Genomic DNA, 19,438 nt, shown 5'->3' on the forward strand with positions numbered 1-19,438 from the left:
CAGGGTCGGCTTTTTCATTACAGGCTCCTTTTGCGTTTTGGAATCCTTACCAGCTGCGTGCCGGAACACCTGTCGTGCCAGCTGCGTTTCTGTTGGTCGAGCAGACTCCAGAAGAATCCCAGCCCGATACAAAGCCAGGAGGCGATGGCCGCGGTAAATCGCAGCAGCGCTTGCCACAGGCTGATAGCCGTCCCATCGGCGTTCTGCACTCTGATGCCCCAGACCTGCATGCCCAAGGTTTGCCCTGCGTGGGTCCAAAACCTGGCGAAGAACGCCCACAGCGTAACCAGCAGGATTGTCGAGAGCAGCGGATCGCCGTCCAGCGCCCCGGATTCGGACAGCTGACGCAGTTTCGCCTCACCGACACAGGCCATCCAGACCAGTTTGTAGACCAGTGTCGTAACCATCAAAAGTGCGATGCATAACAGGGCGTCATAGAAAATGGCTGCCAGACGTCGGCCCAGGCCAGCAGGGGGGAAATTGCCCTCTGGACTCAACAGGTGCTGGGGCATAGCGGCGGGTCCGATCAGCGAAAGACGTGAGTCTACGCACTCGCAGGCATAAAAAAGCCCCCGATGTCGCCATCGAGGGCTTTTAGCGTTCAGCTATCAGGCTTCAGCTTGCACTTCGTCAGCCTGCATGCCTTTCTGGCCCTGCACGGCGACGAAAGTCACTTTCTGGCCTTCTTTCAAGCTCTTGAAGCCGTCACCCTGAATGGCGCGGAAGTGGACGAACAGATCCGGGCCGCTCTCAGGCGTGATAAAGCCAAAACCTTTCTCGTCGTTAAACCACTTAACGGTGCCGCTCTGACGTGTAGACATTTTCTTATTCCTAACGCATAAATTAATGACAGTCTCTTTCGCATGAAAGAGTACTGGGCTGGTTGCAGGAAGAAGAAACGTAGAGCGGGATGTAGCATTGCTTTTAGCGCTACTGCCCAGGTCACGATCCCAGCGACCCATGCAAACACAGTCAAGAAACTCTACGCTAACTCTCGCAGTAAAAACAAGCCCCGAATGACCCCGGTTTCAGGGGCTTTCATGCACCTTTTGAAAACTTTAACCAAGTGGCATGAATCGATAGTTTTTACAGTTGAAGTGCATTTGCTAGTGCATTTGGCCGACAGTTTCATTGCTGTTTCAAGAGGCGTAAGACTGTGGCATCGAAACATTTCCTGCACTGTTGCAGTGCCACAGTTTTTTGACGTTGGAATTCAGCCGCGGAAATAGCGTGGCGCAACGAAAGGCATTTTGCTGACCTGCATCGGGACTTTCCGGCCCCGCACGATAGCCCACACTGGCGTATCGAGAGCCGTGAAAGCCGCGTCCACATAGCCCATGGCCAATGGGGCGCCCAGAGTCGGTCCGAACCCGCCGCTGCAAATGGCGCCGATGATGTTGTCATGGGCATCGACGATTTGCGCGTCCTCACGTACCGGGGTGCGCTCTTGTGGCAGTAGGCCAACCCGCTTGCGGGCTGCACCGGTCTGGTGCTGGGCGAAGATCTGTTCGGCGCCCGGGAATCCGCCTGCCCGCGCGCCGTCAGCCCGACGCACTTTGGAAATGGCCCACAACAAGCTGGCCTGAATCGGCGTGGTCTCTGGGTTCATGTCGTGGCCGTACAGGCACAGCCCCGCTTCCAGACGCAGAGAGTCTCGGGCACCCAGCCCGATCGGCGCGACTCCTGGTTCGGCCAGCATGCGACGCGCCAGGGATTCTGCCTGATCAGTGGGAACGGAAATCTCATATCCGTCCTCGCCCGTGTAGCCTGAGCGGCTGACATAGCAGTCAATGCCGGCGATACGTGCAGTGGTGTATTGCATGAAGGTCATTTTCGCCACTTCAGGGGCATGGCGTGCCAGAGCGCTTCCCGCCTGCGGACCTTGCAGGGCGAGCAGGGCACGCTCTTGGAACAAAGGCGTAATCTCGCATTGGTTGCCGATGTGCTTGCGCAAGTGCGCAAGATCTTCGTTCTTGCACGCGGCATTGACCACGAGCATCAGTTGATCGTTACCCAAATTGGCAACCATCAGGTCGTCGAGGATGCCGCCCGTTTCGTTGGTAAACATGGCGTAGCGCTGCATGCCCACCGGCAGGTCAATGATGTCCACCGGCACCAGGGTTTCCAGAGCCTTGGCAGCATTGGCACCGCTTAACAGGATCTGCCCCATGTGTGACACATCGAACAGCCCCGCCTGCTCGCGAGTGTGCAGGTGTTCTTTCATCACGCCCGTCGGGTACTGGACAGGCATGTCGTAGCCTGCGAATTCGACCATTCTGGCGCCCAATTCCCGGTGCAGGGCGTTCAGTGGGGTTTTCAACAGTTCTGCGGACATCGATGACTCCTTGAATGTGTTTTCAATTCCCGCCGCTGGCGTGGAACACGATGAAGATGGGCTCGGATCAGCACTCGATAATGTTGACGGCCAGCCCGCCACGGGCTGTTTCCTTGTATTTGCTTTTCATGTCGGCGCCGGTCTGGCGCATGGTGCGGATGACCTTGTCCAGCGAGACGAAGTGCTGACCATCACCGCGCAGCGCCATGCGTACCGCGTTGATAGCTTTCACCGAACCCATGGCATTGCGCTCGATGCAGGGCACCTGAACCAGACCGCCGATGGGGTCGCAGGTCAGACCGAGGTTGTGCTCCATGCCGATCTCGGCCGCGTTTTCGACCTGCTGGACGTTGCCGCCCAATACCTCGCACAGCGCGCCAGCGGCCATGGAGCAGGCGACGCCGACCTCACCCTGACAGCCGACTTCGGCGCCTGAAATCGATGCGTTTTCCTTGTAAAGAATGCCGATGGCTGCGGCAGTGAGCAGAAAACCCACCACGCCGTCTTCGTTGGCACCGGTGATAAAGCGCATGTAGTAGTGCAACACCGCCGGGATGATTCCCGCAGCGCCATTGGTGGGAGCGGTGACCACCCGCCCGCCGTTGGCGTTTTCCTCGTTGACGGCCAAGGCATAGAGATTGACCCAGTCGAGCACGGACAAGGCATCACGCAGCGCCGCTTCCGGGTTTTTGCACAGCTGCCGGTGCAGGGCTGCCGCACGCCGTTTGACCTTCAGCCCTCCCGGCAAAATGCCCTCGTTGCGGCAGCCCGCTTCGACGCAATCCTGCATCACCTGCCAGATGTTCAGCAGACCGTCGCGGGTTTCATTTTCTGGACGCCAGGCAGCCTCGTTGGCCAGCATCACCTGACTGATCGACAGCCCGGTACTCGCGCAATGGGCCATCAACTCTTTGCCGGTTGTGAACGGGTAGGGCAGCGCAGTGCTGTCCTCGACGATGCGATTGGCACCGGCTGCGTCCTCGTCTACCACGAATCCACCACCGACCGAGTAATACTCGCGGCTGCGAATCTGCAAGCCAGCGCCATCCAGTGCGCGGAAAATCATGCCGTTGGGATGGTAGGCCAGCGGTTTGCGGATCATCGCCAAGTGCTGTTTTTCGATGAATTCGATGCTGTGTTCACCGAGCAGATTGATTCGCCCGCTGCTGCGAATGCGCTGCAAACGCTCGTCGACCTGTTCGGTGTCTACGGTATCGGGGTGTTCACCTTCCAGGCCCAGCAACACAGCTTTATCGCTGCCGTGGCCTTTGCCGGTGGCGCCCAGTGAACCGTACAACTCGACCCGCACGCTGGCGGTACTGGAAAGCAGGTCATCACGGCGCAGGCCCTCGGCAAACCGCGCCGCAGCGCGCATCGGGCCCACGGTATGGGAGCTTGAGGGGCCAATGCCAATCTTGAACAGGTCAAACACGCTCAGGGACATGGTCAGGCTCCGATTGTTGTTATAGGCGCAATTGCGAGCGACAAGCCGCAAGCCAGAGCCGATCGGCGTCTAACATGCGGCTTGCAGCTTAAACTCGCAGCTTTTTCAGGCGTAATCTTCAATGGACGGGCAGGCGCAGACCAGATTGCGGTCGCCGAACACGTTGTCCACACGACCGACCGGAGGCCAGTATTTGCCTTCGATCAATGAGGCAACCGGGTAAACGGCCTGCTCGCGGCTATACGGGTGTTTCCACTCGCCAACCAGTTCCGCTGCGGTGTGCGGTGCGTTTTTCAGCGGATTGTCTTCCTTGTCCAGGACGCCGTTTTCGACCGCGCGGATTTCCTCGCGGATCTTGATCATGGCATCGCAGAAGCGATCCAGCTCTTCTTTGGACTCGCTTTCGGTCGGCTCGATCATCAACGTGCCCGCCACCGGGAACGACATGGTCGGTGCATGGAAGCCGAAATCAATCAGGCGTTTGGCCACATCGTCGACGGTGATCCCGCTGCTTTCCTTCAGCGGGCGCAGGTCAAGGATGCACTCGTGAGCCACCAGGTTGCTGCTGCCGGTGTACAGGATCGGGAAGTGCTCTTCCAGGCGGCGGGAGATGTAGTTGGCGTTGAGAATGGCCAGTTGCGAAGCGCGTTTCAGGCCCGCGCCCCCCATCATGCGGATGTACATCCAGGTGATCGGCAGAATGCTCGCGCTGCCGAACGGCGCCGCACAGACCGCGCCTTCCTTGCGCTCCATCTTGCCGTGACCCGGCAGGAAAGGGGCCAGATGCGATTTCACGCCGATCGGGCCCACGCCCGGACCGCCGCCGCCGTGCGGGATGCAGAAAGTTTTGTGCAGGTTCAGGTGGGACACGTCGCCGCCGAACTTGCCGGGTGCGCAGAGGCCGACCATAGCGTTCATGTTGGCGCCGTCGATGTACACCTGGCCGCCATTGTCATGAATGATTGCGCAGATTTCGCGGATGCCTTCCTCGAACACACCATGGGTCGACGGGTAGGTGATCATCAATGCCGCGAGGTGCTCGCGATGCTCGATGGCTTTGGCGCGAAGGTCTTCGATGTCAACGTTGCCGCGTACATCACAGGCCGTTACGACCACGCGCATGCCCGCCATGTTGGCGGTGGCCGGGTTCGTGCCGTGTGCGGATGACGGGATCAGGCAGATGTCGCGGTGGTCATCGCCGCGGCTCTGGTGATAGGAGCGGATCGCTAGCAGGCCTGCATATTCACCCTGGGAGCCGGCGTTCGGTTGCAGCGAGATTGCGTCGTAACCGGTGGCGGCACACAGCATCGCTTCCAGTTCGTCGGTCAGTTGCTGATAACCTGCGCTCTGCTCGGCTGGGGAGAACGGGTGCAGGTTGCCGAATTCAGCCCAGGTCACCGGAATCATTTCGCTAACGGCATTGAGCTTCATGGTGCACGAGCCCAGCGGAATCATGGTGCGATCCAACGCCAGGTCCTTGTCGGCCAGACGACGCAGGTAGCGCATCAACTCGGTTTCGGAATGGTAGCGGTTGAACACCGGATGACTGAGGATCGCCGACTCACGCTTCAACACTGCAGGCAGGCGCGCGTGGATATTGTTGGCCAGTGCGGCGAAATCAGGCAGGACCTGACCCTCGTCGGCGAACAGTTTCCACAGTGCTTCGATATCGCCTTGCTGGGTGGTTTCGTCCAGCGACAAGCCAAGGCGCTCAGCGTCAACTTCACGCAGATTGATCTGCTGAGCGCGAGCCTTGGCATGCAGGTCGGCGGTTTTCGCACCGGTGTTCAACGTGATGCTGTCGAAAAAGAACGCCTGCTCGACGTTCAGGCCCAGTTGGCCCAGTCCTTTGGCGAAGATTGCGGTCAAGTGATGCACGCGATTGGCGATGCGGGTCAAGCCACTTGGGCCATGGTACACGGCGTACATGCTGGCGATGTTGGCGAGCAGCACCTGCGCTGTGCAGATGTTGCTGGTGGCCTTCTCGCGACGGATGTGTTGCTCGCGGGTCTGCATCGCCAGGCGCAGTGCGGTCTTGCCGAAGCGGTCGATGGATACGCCGACCAGACGGCCCGGCATGTCGCGTTTGTAGGCGTCGCGGGTCGAGAAGTAAGCCGCGTGTGGGCCGCCGAAGCCCAGCGGCACACCGAAGCGCTGGGCGCTGCCGATGGCCACGTCCGCACCGAACTCGCCCGGTGGGGTGAGCAAGGTCAGAGCGAGCAGGTCAGCAGCGACCGCGACCAATGCGTTAGCTGCGTGGAAGCGCTCGACCAGTGCGCGGTAATCGAATACATCGCCGTTGCTGGCCGGATACTGCAGCAGCGCGCCGAAGAATTCACTGACATCGCTCAGTTGGCTTTCGTCGCCCACCACCACCCCGATGCCCAAGGGTTCGGCACGGGTGCGCAGCACGTCGAGCGTCTGTGGGTGGCAATGGACGGAAGCGAAGAATTTGTGGCTGCCCTTGTTCTTGCTCAGGCGTTTACAGAAGGTCATGGCCTCGGCTGCTGCGGTGGCTTCGTCGAGCAGCGAAGCGTTGGCAATCGGCAGGCCGGTCAGGTCACTGATCAAGGTCTGAAAGTTCAGCAGCGACTCAAGGCGACCCTGGGAAATCTCAGGTTGATAAGGCGTGTAGGCGGTGTACCAGGCAGGATTTTCCAGCAGGTTGCGCAGGATCGGTGCAGGGGTATGCGTGTTGTAGTAGCCCTGGCCGATGAAGGTTTTGAACAGCTGGTTCTTGCCAGCGATGGCCTTGATGTCGGCCAGTGCGTCCGCTTCGCTTTGACCGGCAGACAGGTGGAGGACGCTGGTGCCCTTGATGGATTCAGGGATGACGCTGGCGCTCAGCGCTTCCAGCGAGTCGAAACCCAGGATGGCGAGCATGGCGCGTTCGTCGTCAGCGCGTGGGCCGATATGACGGGCGATGAACTCGTTGGCGGTGCTCAATTCGATGCGGTCAGTCATTACGCGTTCCTCAGGCTTCTGCGTTGGCTTTGATCAGGCGGTCGTAGGCGTCCTGATCCAGCAGTTGGCCGACAGCAGCAACGTCGGAAGGGATGAAGCGGAAGAACCAGCCTTGGCCCAGCGGGTCTTCGTTAACCAGTTCGGGGTTGGCATCCAGCGCCGGGTTGGTCTCTACGATCTCACCATTGAGCGGCATGTACACGCCGCTGGCGGCTTTAACTGACTCAACGGTTGCGGCTTCGGTGCCTTTGTCGTAAGGCGCAAGCTCAGGCAGTTGAACGAACACCACGTCACCCAGTGCGTCCTGCGCGAAAGCTGTAATCCCGACGGTGACGCTGCCGTCTGATTCGGTCCGCAGCCACTCGTGATCTTCGGTAAAACGCAACTCGCTCATGGAAACTCCCCGGAATGGAAAAACTGCCCGTCGTTGGCGCGAGCATGATGAGGTGCTGATTAGCAAGTTTGCGGCCAACCTTGTTAGAGCCTTATGAATCAAGGGTTTCAGAGGGTTGTGGATTATGTGTGGCGTGGTTCCCGTAACGAAATCGATACGGATCTGCTGACTTTGAAAAGTGGCGGGGGATCAAGGCCTTGCTGAACGGGCATAGGCGGTGTATGGAATGAAATCGTTACGGTGTTTTGAATTCATTCCATGTTCGTTTGGTGTCTCTGTTGGAAGCTGCCGCTGCGCCACCACGGTCTGTTGGGGATGCAAGATTCTCTGTGGGAGCGTCGCTAGGAAATCAGGCGTGGGCTCGCGACCAGAGGGCTGCGCTGCGTTAGCCCTTGCCGGGAATTCCATACTTGCGCAATCGGTGGGCAATCGCGGTGTGGGACGTCTGTAACCGTGCAGCCAGTTGCCGGGTCGACGGGTAATGGCTGTAAAGCTTTTCCAGCAGCGACTTTTCAAAATCATCGACAGCCGCTTCCAGGCTTTCAATTTCACCGTCGTTCTGCCGAGCCACCGCAGTGCCTGCAATATCCAGGTCGCCAATGTCCACCAGGGCACTTTCGCAGATTGCCGCCGCGCGGAAGATGACGTTCTGCAGTTGCCGCACATTGCCCGGCCAGCGGTTGCCAAGCAAGGCAGGGTAGGTGCCAGGCGCAAGTCTGCACACCGGGCGCTGGATTTGTGTGCAGGCCTGCTCCATGAAATAGCGGGCCAGCAACAGAATGTCCTGGCCGCGTTCACGCAGCGGCGGGACCTCCAGGTTGAGCACGTTCAGGCGATAAAAAAGGTCCTCGCGGAAGGTGCCTTCGGTGACCATCTTTTCCAGATTGCGGTGGGTTGCGCTGAGGATGCGCACATTGACCTGCACCTCCTTGTCGCCCCCGACACGGCGGAAACTGCCGTCGTTCAAAAAACGCAGCAGCTTGGCCTGCAGGTAAGGCGACATTTCGCCGATCTCGTCGAGAAACACCGTGCCTTTGTTGGCCAGTTCCATCAGGCCGGGCTTGCCGCCGCGTTGCGCACCGGTGAAGGCGCCAGGGGCATAGCCGAATAGCTCGCTTTCGGCGAGGCTTTCCGGAAGGGCAGCGCAGTTCAACGCAAGAAACGGCGCTCCGTTGCGCGCGCTCACCGCATGACAGGCACGCGCAACCAGCTCTTTGCCCGTGCCGGTTTCGCCCTGAATCAGCAGCGGCGCATCCAATGCGGCCACCCGCTGAGCGCGGGCCTTGAGGGTGCGAATAGGTGTTGAATCACCGAGCAGGGCATCGAATCCCTCGGCATGATCGTGATGCAGCGCCGACAGTCGCTCGCCGATGCGGCTCGGCAGATACAGCGTCAGCAAGGCGCCCGCGTCGGTGATCGGCGTAGCATCCAGCAGCAGCGCCTCGCCATTGAGCGTGACCTCGCGCAGCGGAAGCCTGAAACCGTTTTCCAGCAACGCCGATTGCAGGGCCGCGTCGGAAAACAAACCACCCACCGACTCCCCGGCAGGTTCGCGCCCGCACAAGGCTACCAGCGCAGGATTGGCCAGCAGCACATGCCCCGCGCTGTCCAGTGCCAGCACCGGATCGGTCATGGCAGCCAGCAGGGCATCGAGTTGAAGATGACGGCGCTGGCCGGGGAGGATGTCAACCACCGTAATCGCTTCGACACCGCGCACCCGGAACAGCCGGTCCTTGAGTTCTTCAAGCACTTCATGGCTCAGGGTTGGCGCGTCGATGTAGACGTTGGGCGGCACCATTTCCACCGCATCGAGATTCAGATTACGCGCGCCCAGAATTGCCAGCACTTCCTGGGTAATACCGACGCGGTCGATGAACGTGACGTGGATGCGCATGGGATGTGGGAGATTCGGGCGGAAGACACAGGCGATTATGCCAGTAAACGATGTGTACGTTGCCACCGCAGTCCGGGACAGAATTGACCCGGGTGGGCGGTGCTTTGTGCTACTGCAAATGCTCGGGCTTCACCGGATCGCCGGACTTCATGTGCAACTGATGGCGGATGTCTTCGAACATCGCATCGTATTCACCGTGCATGTTGTGCAGGTCGGTGGTTTTCGGCAAGCCGTGCTTTTCAAGGAGGTGCGAGGCTTCGCTGGCGAAGTTATAGGCCTTGTCCTTGGGCAGGTCGAAGGTCTCACTGACGGCCTTGCCGTTGACGCTGCCCTCCAGCGTGAAATGCATGCCGGGGCCGGAGTCGATCTGGCTGACCTCATAGCGGATATGAAGGTCGTAGCCAACATCGTGCGGTTGCAGGGCAGGGTGGGCGATGTGCAGATGGCCTGGCTCGAACATGTGACTGCTACCTCAGTTAGCGCTGGCGGTAAGCAAGCAGACCCTCCGCAGCGGCGTGGGTTCAGCGCCGGCTGGAAGACGCTGCGTGCTCGACGGTTTTTGCGACAGGCTCCGGTCGCGACCAGAGCCACAGATTGACCAGTGCCATGCCGGTGATCGCGAAGCAGATCCACCAGTTGTGGTTGAGCACCACCAGCATCACCACCGCGCAGATCAGCATGGTGACGGTGGCGCTGATCTTGGCGCTGCGGGCAATCAGCTTGCCGTTGCGCCAGTTGCTCAGCATCGGGCCGAACAGGCGATGATTTTCCAGCCAGGCGCTCAGGCGTGGCGAACTTTTGGTCGCGGCCCAGGCGGCCAACAGAATGAATTCGGTGGTGGGCAGCCCAGGAATGAAAATCGCGATGATACCGATGGCAAGGCTGACGTAGGCCAGGATGCCGAACAGGATGCGGGACAGTTTGCTGCCTAGGGGTGTGCTGGTCATGAGTCTCGGGTACGGCAGGATGAACATGCGTTGCGCGGATTGGCCCGGCAACGGCGCCCAGCTTAACAGCGCCGGGCGCCAAACGCTTCGATTCAGGCAGGTTCGGCTTGCTGGGCCGATGCGTAGGCGTGTTCCAGCAGTACGTTGAAACGCTCGAACGCAGCCACTGCACCCTGGTCGATTTCGCGCTCCTGCGCCTCGCTCAATGGCAGGTCGTCGAGAATGCGGATGAAGCGTTTCCAACCCTCGGCGCGGCCTCCAACCGGCTCGCCCAGGTGACGTGCGCCAAAGGTCTCACTGAGGTTCAGGGCTTGAGCGCGCTTGATCAGAAACGCTGCCCCGAGTTTCGAGCCTTCGGATACGAACAGCCAGCCCAATGCTTCAGCCTGCGAGGGGGCGTCCACGCCCCCTGTGACGGGCGCAGGGATCACGGTGCCGAGATCTTTCAGATCGGCTTTGGCCTGCTCGGCACGGCAACGCTCGGGCAGGTCGGCGATCAACGCCGACAGTCGAGGGTCGTTGTACAGCACCTTCAGTTCCTGTTGAAACAGGTATTGGGCGCTCAGAAACCGGGTGTAGCTGGCCAGGGTTTCGAACGGCGCGTTGGCCTTTACGGCCTTGTCCAGTTGCTCATGGGGCCCATGGGTGATCTGGTTGAGGCGTTGGGAACGACGAATCGAGTCTTGAGGCATGGTGTCTTCCTTGTATATGAGGCGCTTGTAGAAGAGACGCTTGAGCAGGGCAAAGGCGTAAAAAAACGGCTTGTGGGGGCTGGCCGTCTGACTCACCCGGTTCGTCCGAGCGGGGCCCGCAGCAAGCCGGCCCCACTATGGGTAGCGGCTGTTAGATATCCCACACCAGATTGATGGCGAAGTTGCGACCCGGCTGGGTCAGGCGGTCCAGGTTGGCGGGCGCGGTCGCCCCTGCCTCGCCGACGCCGTCGTAGCCACGCACGTCATCCCACCGCCAGTATTTTTTGTCGGCCAGGTTGTACAGGCCGCCGCTGACGGTCACGTCGTCGGTGACCTTGTAGAAACCGGTCAGGTCCACCAGGCCAAAGCCGGGGGTCTTGAATTGCGAGGATGAACCATCCGGCGCGTGGAAATTGGAGTCGTCCACCCGGGTCTTGCGCTTGACCAGTGTCCAGCTCAGCAAGCCGCCATAGGTGTTCTGCTCGTAACCCAGCCCGAACACCCCGGTCAGCGGGTTGACACTGTTGATCGGCTGGCCGGTGTCGTCGTTACGGCCGTACAGATAAGCCAGCGAGCCTTGGGTATAGAGGCCTTGCGGCGCGCCAAAGCTGTCCAGGTTCAGGCGGCCCTTGAGCTCCACGCCTTTGATGGTGGCGTGCTTGATGTTGTTGGACTGGAACGCGGCTTCATTCGATGAGGCTGGCTGGATCGCGTCTTCATTGATGAAGTCTCGGTATTTGTTGTAGAACACCGCCACATCGAACGAGCCCTCGTCGAAGTGACCGCGCAGGCCGGTTTCATAGCTCTTGCTCTTTTCGGGGTCCAGATTCGGGTTTGGCTCGACGATGTAGCCGGTCGTGCGGTTCTCGAAGCGGCCATACAGCGCCTTGGCGCTTGGCGTGCGGAAGCCCTCGGCATATTGGCCATACCAGGTGTAAGCGTCGTTGATGGCGTAGGTCACGCCCATTTTGGGCGATAGCCGATGCCATTTTTTCTTCTTATCGTCGAACTGATCGGCGCTGGTGAGGCTGACCGCGCGCAGAAACTCATCGGTGGCATGCGGATCGAGCGTGGTGTAGTCGTAGCGCGCGCCCGGCATGAAGGTCCAGTCACCCCACTTGATCTGGTCTTGAGCGAACAGGGCATAGGTATTGACCGTTGGGTCCGGGAAGTCGCTATTAGGTAAAAGAAGATCAGCTGCAGAGGGCGCTCCAACGGTCCTGCATGTCCCCAGTACGGCGGCGCACGTTCCACTTCCGCTGCGCAGTCCGGTGACTTTCTGCTGTTTGAGGGTGGTGCCGTAAGTCAATAGATGTTCGGTGTCGCCAACGCTGAAAGCCTTGTCCAGCTGCGCGTCGAAAATCCATTGCCGCTCTTTATAAACGGTGTCGCGACTGCGCCAGACATCGCGACTGCGGGGCACATAACGTTCAAGGGTGTCTTGATCGGTCTTGGCGACCTGATAGTTCAGACTCCACTTGACGTTGTCGACCAGCAGGCTGTTCAGCGCAAAGGCGTTTTCCAGGCCGAAACGCTCACGGGTAATGACGTCGTTGCCTACGCGTGCGCGATAGAAGCCGATGGCTCGTCCGCCGCCAAAGGGCCCACCGACAGCGCTTTTCTGGTTGGTGTGGGTGTCGCTCTTGTACTTCTCATAGGTGAACGCCAGCCGATCGCCTTCGCCATAGTTCCAGCCCAGTTTGGCCAGTATGTTGGTCGAGCGGACGTCTTCCGGGTTAGCCGCAGTGCGACTCAGCCCGGTGCCGCCATGGTCACCGTACGACTCAGTCTGGCGGCCATTGCGCTGGCTCAGATGCAGCAAGCCGTCGAAGTCGCCTTCACGCCCGGCAACCGTGGCCGAGTTCAACCCGCTGTTGTTCGCCGAGCTGTAGCCGGTCTTCAAGCGTGCGCCGATGTCCTGGCCCGGTTTGATGATGTCCTCGGGGTCGAGGGTGTAATAACTCACGGCACCGCCGATGGCGCTGCTACCGTACAACGCCGATGCAGGGCCTCGGAGGATTTCGACGCGTTTGACGATTTCCGGATCGACGTAATTGCGATGGGTATTGGCGTAAGGGCCGGAGAAATAGTTGTCCGGCACTTCGACGCCATCGACCTGGGTCAGGATCCGGTCCCCATCGATACCGCGAATGTTGTAGCCGCTGGTGCCTGCGCGTTGACCTGCGCCGCCTACCGAGACGCCCGGCTCATAGCGCACCAGATCGCGAATGTTATTGACGTTCGTGCGATCCAATTCGGTGCGCTCGTGCACAGTGACGGTACTGGGAACCGAAGCCACTGACTGCGCCTGCCGGGTGGCACTGACGGTGACTTGTTCCAGCGCCAATGCGCCAGCGCTGCTGCGTTTTTCCAGCACAACGTTGCTGTTGCCCACATGGCGATAGCTCAGGTTGCTCCCCACGAGCAGCCGATCCAGTGCCTGTTCGGCAGACAGCGTGTCGCTGACACCGGGCGAGGTGATGTTGCGGGCCAGATCCGAGGACATTCCTACCTGCCAGCCTGTGGCCTGGCTGAATTCATTCAGAGCTGATACCAGCGGCTGTTGCTTGATCGAAAACGGGTAGTTGCCTGCCACGCGGGCCAATGATTCGGTCGCGGCAGCCGGTGCGCTGTGCAAGCCTGCAAGCATTGCGCAGGTCAACAGCGAGAAGGTGAAATGGCGGGAAATCCTTGGCGATTCAGCCAGGGCGGGGGTGAACGTGGACAGCATCAATAGCGCTCCCTTCGTGCGGGTCATTATAGTGTTAGCAAGTTTGTTAATGGGAATCACTTGCATTGGCTATAACGAGACGTACGAGGAACAGCTATCGCGTAAAAATATTCATGCTCAGTTTAAAATCACCAGAGCGGGCAGCTCGTGCAAGCGCGCTGAGGTGATTTGTGCTAGCGAGCGAACCGCATCCAGCGGATTGTCCAGACGATAATTGCCTGTTACCGCAACCTGATCGAGCCGGGCATTGGTGTTGACGATCCAGCCCGGGTAATAACGCCGCAGTTCGGCCAGTACCTCGCTCAACGGGCAGTTGTCGAAAATCAGCCGACCCTGCACCCATGCCAGATCCTTGTTCTGGTCGATCTTCGCACGGTTGCCAAAGCCCTCGGGACCGACGCGAAGGCTGTCTCCGGCCCCAAGGCTGACCTGAGAGTCGCCTTGGGTCGCTTGCACATTTACTGCGCCGCGCTCGACCTGGATCTGCGCTACACCGTCCAGATAGCGCAGCGCAAAGGACGTGCTGCTAGCGCTCATGCGCACCGGGCCTGCATCGATTTCCAGTGGCAGACCCTTGGTGGTTGGCACTTCAAAAAAGGCTTCACCTTCATAAAGTCGTGCAATACGTTGATGGTTATTCAGCTCGCTGGAGAAGGCGGAGCGGGTATTGAGCAGGACTTTGGACCCGTCACCCAGCGTCAGGCGCTGACGCTCGCCAGCCACTGTCAGGTGATCGGCCTTGAGGCGTAATGGCAGGTTGCTGAAATTGAAAAGCCCCAGCAGCAGGGCGGCTGCGGTGGCCAACGAAACCCAGTGAGGGCGCACTCGGCGCAGCAATGACGGCTTTTTCGGCGCTGCCAGACTCACGGCCGCGTCGAGCACCGTTTGGGAATTCCAGAGCGCTTCTGCTTTGGCGAAGGCTTCGCCATGAGTCGGATCTGCCGCCAGCCAATCCTGAAAACGCGCCCGTTGCTGGTCGTCGGCGTTTTCCAGCTCAATCAGCCAGTTCAGCGCCTGATCCATGGCGCTTTCATTTGTAGCGCCGGGTGAGTGAAAGTCCGTCAAGGCTGCCTCGGATACACGGTATGGGGCGGGAGTTTAGCGAGAGGGGCGCTCGACTGCCGCCGGATTTTCTTGTGACCTATGGATCAAGCCGCTCTCATCACTGTTCAAGCCGGGCTGCTACACCGACACAAATGGCCATGATCAACTTGAGTTCCTTTTGTACGGTACTGGCCGAAACATCGAGTTGCGCGGCGATTTCCAGATAGCTGCAGCCATTGAGTCGGCTCAGGGTAAAGATTGTCTGCTGGCGCGCGGTGAGTTTTTCGAGGCTTGCATTCAGGTTACGCAGCAGGCGATTGGCATGTGCGGCGTCTTCGAGCGAAGCATCCGGGGCGACCACATTGTGAACGTCCGACAACGGGGCGTCGTCAATCATGGTGCGCGAGTGGATACGACGTGCACGCAGATAATCCAGCGCCAGATTGCGCGCGGTCTGAAACACGAACGGTTCGAGATGATCAATGGTGCGCTCGCTCAGCGCGCGGTTCACGCGCAGGTAAGTTTCCTGCAGCAGGTCCTCGGCGGTGCTGGGATTGCGGACCATACGTTGCAAGGTGCGCAGCAGGATCGTTCGCCTTGCCAGGAAAACGTCATTGAAATGCGACTGTGTCACGGGAGCATCCGATCAGAAATTCAGCGAATGATAATGATTGTCGTCTGCTGTATTGGCAAGGCGGGAAGTTGCAACGCATGTGTAGGGCGGGTGGAGGGGGAAAAGCGCAAACAGTTGATCGGGAAGCAACGGATCATCGTGGGAGCGAACTGGCTCTGGCGGCACTCCGACGAAGAGGCTGGTACATCCCATACATCCGCTGCGATGGGACTTCAGCATTCGCGAACAGGCTCGCTCACACAGATCTTTAGACGCCTTATTCGGCGTTCATCAACGCCAGGCAGTTATCCAGCATCCGGTTGGAGAAGCCCCACTCGTTGTCGTACCAGGCCAGTACCTTGAGCAGGCGACCGCTGACCTTGGTGTGGTTGGCGTCGAAGATTGACGACAGCGGGTTGTGATTGAAATCGTGGGAGACCAGAGGCAGGCTGTTATAACCCAGGACCTTGGAGTGTTGGGCGGCCTCTTTCATGATCGCGTTGACTTCATCGACCGTGGCATCACGCTTGAGCTGAATGGTCAGGTCCACCAGTGATACGTTGATCACCGGCACTCGCACCGCCATGCCGGTCAGCTTGCCTGCCAGTTCTGGGAGTACCAGGCCTACCGCCTCGGCGGCGCCGGTCTTGCTGGGGATCATCGACTGCGTAGCCGAACGCGCGCGGTAGGGGTCGGTGTGATAGACGTCCGTCAGGTTCTGGTCATTCGTATAGGCGTGAATGGTGGTCATCAGACCGCTCTCAATGCCCAGCTCACGATTCAACACCTGCGCGACAGGCGCCAGGCAGTTGGTTGTGCAGGAGGCATTGGAGATCACTTGGTGGGACTGGCGAAGTACATCATGGTTGACGCCATAGACTACGGTTGCGTCGGCCCCTTTGGCCGGCGCCGAGACGATGACTTTTTTTGCACCGGCGGCAATGTGCACAGCCGCTTTATCACGGCCTGTGAATAGGCCCGTGCATTCGAACACCACGTCAATGTTCTGGGTTTTCCATGGCAACTCGGCGGGGTCGCGAATGGCGGTCACTGTGATCAGGTCCCCATTGACCGTGAGGCTGTCCTTATCGTGTTCGACGGTGCCATCGAACTGCCCGTGGACTGTGTCGTATTTCAGAAGGTGGGCGTTGATCTCGCTGTCACCCAGATCGTTGATAGCGACAACCTGCAGGTCCTGACGATAGCCTTGGGTATAAAGTGCGCGTAGGACGTTGCGGCCTATGCGGCCAAAGCCGTTGATTGCGATGCGGAGAGTCATACACCCGTCCTCAGTGATTTGTTGTTGGAATTACAAGATTATTCTCATAAAAATAGAAAACAAGCCTTTTTAGTGGCAGTATTTTGTTTTATCTACAAATAGAAACTCGTAAGGCCAACACAACTGTTTGAAAAATCTAGCCTTTGCTGAAGCGTTTCTTCCAAGGCTTTATTTGACCTCCGGTTTTGTACGCGGCCTGAACGGGTGACCACATCCGCTAGCCTGGAGTTCATCACAATGCATCCCCGCGTCCTTGAGGTAACCGAACGGCTGATCGCTCGCAGCCGTGAAACCCGTCAGCGCTATTTGCAACTGATCCGGGGCGCGGCGAGTGACGGCCCGATGCGCGGCAAGCTGCAATGTGCCAACTTCGCCCATGGGGTCGCGGCATGTGGCACCGAAGACAAGCACAGCCTGCGGATGATGAACGCCGCCAATGTCGCCATCGTTTCTTCTTACAACGACATGCTCTCGGCGCATCAGCCGTACGAACATTTCCCCGAGCAGATCAAAACGGCCCTGCGGGAAATCGGCTCGGTCGGCCAGTTTGCCGGCGGCGTACCCGCCATGTGTGACGGCGTGACCCAAGGCGAGCCAGGCATGGAGTTGAGCATCGCCAGCCGGGAAGTCATTGCAATGGCTACGGCGGTGGCGTTGTCGCACAACATGTTTGATGCCGCATTGATGTTGGGCATCTGCGACAAAATCGTGCCCGGGTTGCTGATGGGCTCCTTGCGTTTCGGTCATCTGCCTACGATTTTCGTGCCGGGTGGGCCGATGGTGTCGGGCATTTCCAACAAGGAAAAGGCCGACGTGCGCCAGCGCTTCGCCGAGGGCAAAGCAACGCGCGAGGAACTGCTGGACTCGGAAATGAAGTCCTATCACGGCCCGGGCACGTGCACCTTTTACGGCACCGCCAACACCAATCAGCTGTTGATGGAAGTCATGGGACTGCACTTGCCAGGCGCCTCCTTCGTCAATCCCTACACGTCGCTGCGCGATGCCCTGACACGCGAAGCGGCGTTTCAGGTGACACGGCTGACCAAGCAGAGCGGCCAATTCATCCCGCTGGGTGAGATTGTGGACGAGCGCTCGCTGGTCAACTCCATTGTTGCGCTGCACGCGACGGGCGGTTCGACCAACCACACGTTGCACATGCCCGCCATTGCGCAATCGGCAGGCATTCAATTGACTTGGCAGGACATGGCCGACCTTTCGGAGGTCGTGCCGACCCTGACCCACGTGTACCCAAACGGCAAGGCCGACATCAATCATTTTCAGGCGGCGGGCGGTATGTCGTTCCTGATTCGAGAACTGCTCGATGCCGGGCTGCTGCATGAAGACGTCAACACGGTGGTGGGCCGTGGTCTGCGTCGCTACACCCAGGAACCCTTTCTGGAAGACGGCAAGCTGGTATGGCGTGACGGCCCGATCGACAGTCTGGATGAAAACATTCTGCGTCCGATCGCCCGTCCGTTCTCCCCGGAGGGCGGGCTGCGCGTGATGGAAGGCAACCTTGGGCGCGGTGTGATGAAGGTGTCGGCCGTTGCCCTGGAGCACCAGTTCGTCGAGGCGCCAGCCAAGGTGTTCGAAGATCAGCAGGATCTGGCCGACGCGTTCAAGGCCGGAGAGCTGGAGTGTGATTTCGTCGCGGTCATGCGCTTCCAGGGGCCGCGCTCCAATGGCATGCCCGAGTTGCACAAGATGACGCCGTTCCTTGGTGTGCTGCAGGATCGCGGCTTTAAAGTCGCACTGATCACTGATGGACGCATGTCTGGAGCGTCGGGAAAAATTCCGGCAGCTATTCATGTTTGCCCGGAAGCTTCCGATGGTGGCCCTTTGGCACTTGTGCGTGATGGGGATATCATTCAGGTCGATGGCGTGAACGGAACGTTGCAAGTGTTGGTCGAACCGGCAGAATTGGCGGCCAGAGAGCCGGCAATCGGGCGTCTGTCACATAACGTGGGCAGTGGCCGTGAGTTGTTCGGTTTCATGCGCATGGCCTTCAGCTCGGCAGAGAAAGGCGCCAGCGCCTTTACTTCCAATCTGGAGACGCTCAAGTGACAGTGGCCATGGTGGGTGATATCGGCGGCACAAATGCTCGTTTTGCCATCTGGGAAGACGATCAGTTGCATTCGATCCGGGTGTTCCCGACGGTCGATTACGCCGGTCCTGAAAAGGCGTTGCTGGTCTATCTCAAGGACCTTGATTTGCAGTTGGGCGATGTCGGCTCCATCTGCCTGGCGGTGGCGGGGCCTGTGACCGGTGACAATTTCCACTTCACCAACAGCCACTGGAAGATCAATCGCCTGTCGTTCTGCGCGGCGCTCAAGATCGATCACTTGATCATGGTCAACGATTTTACCGCCATGGCATTGGGGATGACTCGCCTGCGCGACGATGAGTACCTGACCGTGCGGCCTGGCAAGGGTGACCCAAAAAGCGCACGTGTGGTAATCGGCCCTGGCACGGGTCTGGGCGTGGGCACGCTGATCCGCTCCGGCGAAAATCACTGGACCGCGGTGCCGGGCGAGGGCGGACACGTTGACCTGCCGATCGGCACTGCCCGTGAAGCCTTGCTCTGGACGTGCCTGATGGCCGATCACGAGCATGTCAGTGCAGAAACGATCCTGAGCGGCGCTGGCCTGCTGTTGCTGTATCAGGTCAGCTGCGCGCTGGACGGCATCGAGGCCGAGCTGAAATCCCCTGCGGCCATTACTACCGCCGCGCTCCAAGGCGATGCAGTGGCCAGCGCGGTGCTCGAACAGTTTTGTGTGTTCCTTGGTCGTGTCGCGGGCAACGCGGTGTTAACCGTTGGCGGTCGTGGCGGGGTGTACATTGCCGGGGGCGTGATACCGCGTTTCGTCGACTTCTTCATGCAGAGTGGCTTCAACAAGGCCCTTGCAGAAAAAGGCCTGATGAAGGATTACTTCAATGATGTGCCAGTCTGGCTGGTGACAGCTCAATACCCAGGGTTGATGGGCGCCGGGGTGGCGCTTGATCAATTCGCGGCAAGCCGCTAGGCGCCAGCGGTAGGCTTATAAGCTGAAAAGGCTCGCACACGTTGTGTTTGCAGCCTATGGCTGTTCCCCAATAACAAT

16 protein-coding genes are annotated in these 19,438 nt (G+C 59.4%); 2 read left to right on the forward strand and 14 right to left on the reverse strand.

Features of this window, described 5'->3' with window-relative positions:
- Nucleotides 1-17: 17 nt before the first annotated feature.
- From EC915_RS05685 to gap, 14 genes are all read right to left on the reverse strand, one after another.
- Nucleotides 18-512: an RDD family protein gene (locus EC915_RS05685; RefSeq protein WP_133749562.1), complete on the reverse strand. Its 495-nt coding sequence runs from the start codon at nt 510-512 to the stop codon at nt 18-20.
- A gap of 96 nt (nt 513-608) precedes the next feature.
- The gene (locus EC915_RS05690; RefSeq protein WP_133749563.1) at nt 609-821 is read right to left on the reverse strand and encodes a cold-shock protein; all 213 of its coding nucleotides are present in this window, start codon (nt 819-821) and stop codon (nt 609-611) included.
- A gap of 392 nt (nt 822-1,213) precedes the next feature.
- A complete protein-coding gene (gcvT, locus tag EC915_RS05695) occupies nt 1,214-2,335 on the reverse strand; it encodes a glycine cleavage system aminomethyltransferase GcvT (RefSeq protein ID WP_133749564.1) in 1,122 nt (373 codons plus the stop codon).
- A gap of 67 nt (nt 2,336-2,402) precedes the next feature.
- Nucleotides 2,403-3,779 (reverse strand): L-serine ammonia-lyase, encoded by a 1,377-nt coding sequence (locus EC915_RS05700; RefSeq protein WP_133749565.1) that lies wholly within the window; start codon nt 3,777-3,779, stop codon nt 2,403-2,405.
- Between the two features lie 105 nt (nt 3,780-3,884).
- Nucleotides 3,885-6,743 carry an aminomethyl-transferring glycine dehydrogenase gene (gcvP, locus tag EC915_RS05705; RefSeq protein ID WP_133749566.1) on the reverse strand — a complete coding sequence of 953 codons (2,859 nt, stop codon included), beginning with the start codon at nt 6,741-6,743 and terminating at the stop codon, nt 3,885-3,887.
- Nucleotides 6,744-6,753: 10 nt separating this feature from the next.
- Nucleotides 6,754-7,137, reverse strand: a complete 384-nt coding sequence (gene gcvH / locus EC915_RS05710) for a glycine cleavage system protein GcvH (RefSeq protein ID WP_133749567.1) — start codon at nt 7,135-7,137, stop codon at nt 6,754-6,756.
- Between the two features lie 385 nt (nt 7,138-7,522).
- The gene (locus EC915_RS05715) at nt 7,523-9,031 is read right to left on the reverse strand and encodes a sigma-54-dependent transcriptional regulator (RefSeq protein WP_133749568.1); all 1,509 of its coding nucleotides are present in this window, start codon (nt 9,029-9,031) and stop codon (nt 7,523-7,525) included.
- 109 nt (nt 9,032-9,140) lie between these two features.
- On the reverse strand, nt 9,141-9,491 hold the full coding sequence (locus tag EC915_RS05720) for a DUF5064 family protein (protein ID WP_133749569.1): 351 nt from the start codon (nt 9,489-9,491) through the stop codon (nt 9,141-9,143).
- A 61-nt stretch (nt 9,492-9,552) separates the two neighbouring features.
- Nucleotides 9,553-10,005, reverse strand: a complete 453-nt coding sequence (locus EC915_RS05725; RefSeq protein ID WP_133750149.1) for a YbaN family protein — start codon at nt 10,003-10,005, stop codon at nt 9,553-9,555.
- A gap of 65 nt (nt 10,006-10,070) precedes the next feature.
- The gene (locus EC915_RS05730; RefSeq protein WP_133749570.1) at nt 10,071-10,670 is read right to left on the reverse strand and encodes a biliverdin-producing heme oxygenase; all 600 of its coding nucleotides are present in this window, start codon (nt 10,668-10,670) and stop codon (nt 10,071-10,073) included.
- Nucleotides 10,671-10,821: 151 nt separating this feature from the next.
- Nucleotides 10,822-13,401: a TonB-dependent receptor gene (locus EC915_RS05735; protein WP_133749571.1), complete on the reverse strand. Its 2,580-nt coding sequence runs from the start codon at nt 13,399-13,401 to the stop codon at nt 10,822-10,824.
- A gap of 117 nt (nt 13,402-13,518) precedes the next feature.
- Nucleotides 13,519-14,424: a FecR domain-containing protein gene (locus EC915_RS05740; protein ID WP_133749572.1), complete on the reverse strand. Its 906-nt coding sequence runs from the start codon at nt 14,422-14,424 to the stop codon at nt 13,519-13,521.
- 139 nt (nt 14,425-14,563) lie between these two features.
- Entirely contained in the window at nt 14,564-15,079 is a 516-nt protein-coding gene (locus EC915_RS05745; RefSeq protein ID WP_133749573.1) for an RNA polymerase sigma factor, read from the reverse strand.
- A 256-nt stretch (nt 15,080-15,335) separates the two neighbouring features.
- Nucleotides 15,336-16,337 carry a type I glyceraldehyde-3-phosphate dehydrogenase gene (gap, locus tag EC915_RS05750; protein ID WP_133749574.1) on the reverse strand — a complete coding sequence of 334 codons (1,002 nt, stop codon included), beginning with the start codon at nt 16,335-16,337 and terminating at the stop codon, nt 15,336-15,338.
- A gap of 237 nt (nt 16,338-16,574) precedes the next feature.
- Here gap and edd point away from each other — a divergent pair, with 237 nt between their 5' ends.
- Complete coding sequence (edd, locus tag EC915_RS05755) at nt 16,575-18,401, forward strand: phosphogluconate dehydratase (RefSeq protein WP_133749575.1); 1,827 nt, start codon at nt 16,575-16,577, stop codon at nt 18,399-18,401.
- The gene (locus EC915_RS05760; RefSeq protein ID WP_133749576.1) at nt 18,398-19,360 is read left to right on the forward strand and encodes a glucokinase; all 963 of its coding nucleotides are present in this window, start codon (nt 18,398-18,400) and stop codon (nt 19,358-19,360) included. Before edd ends, EC915_RS05760 begins: the two co-directional genes overlap by 4 nt.
- The last annotated feature ends 78 nt before the right edge of the window (nt 19,361-19,438 follow it).

This window comes from Pseudomonas sp. LP_7_YM, assembly GCF_004364435.1.
Lineage (GTDB): Bacteria > Pseudomonadota > Gammaproteobacteria > Pseudomonadales > Pseudomonadaceae > Aquipseudomonas.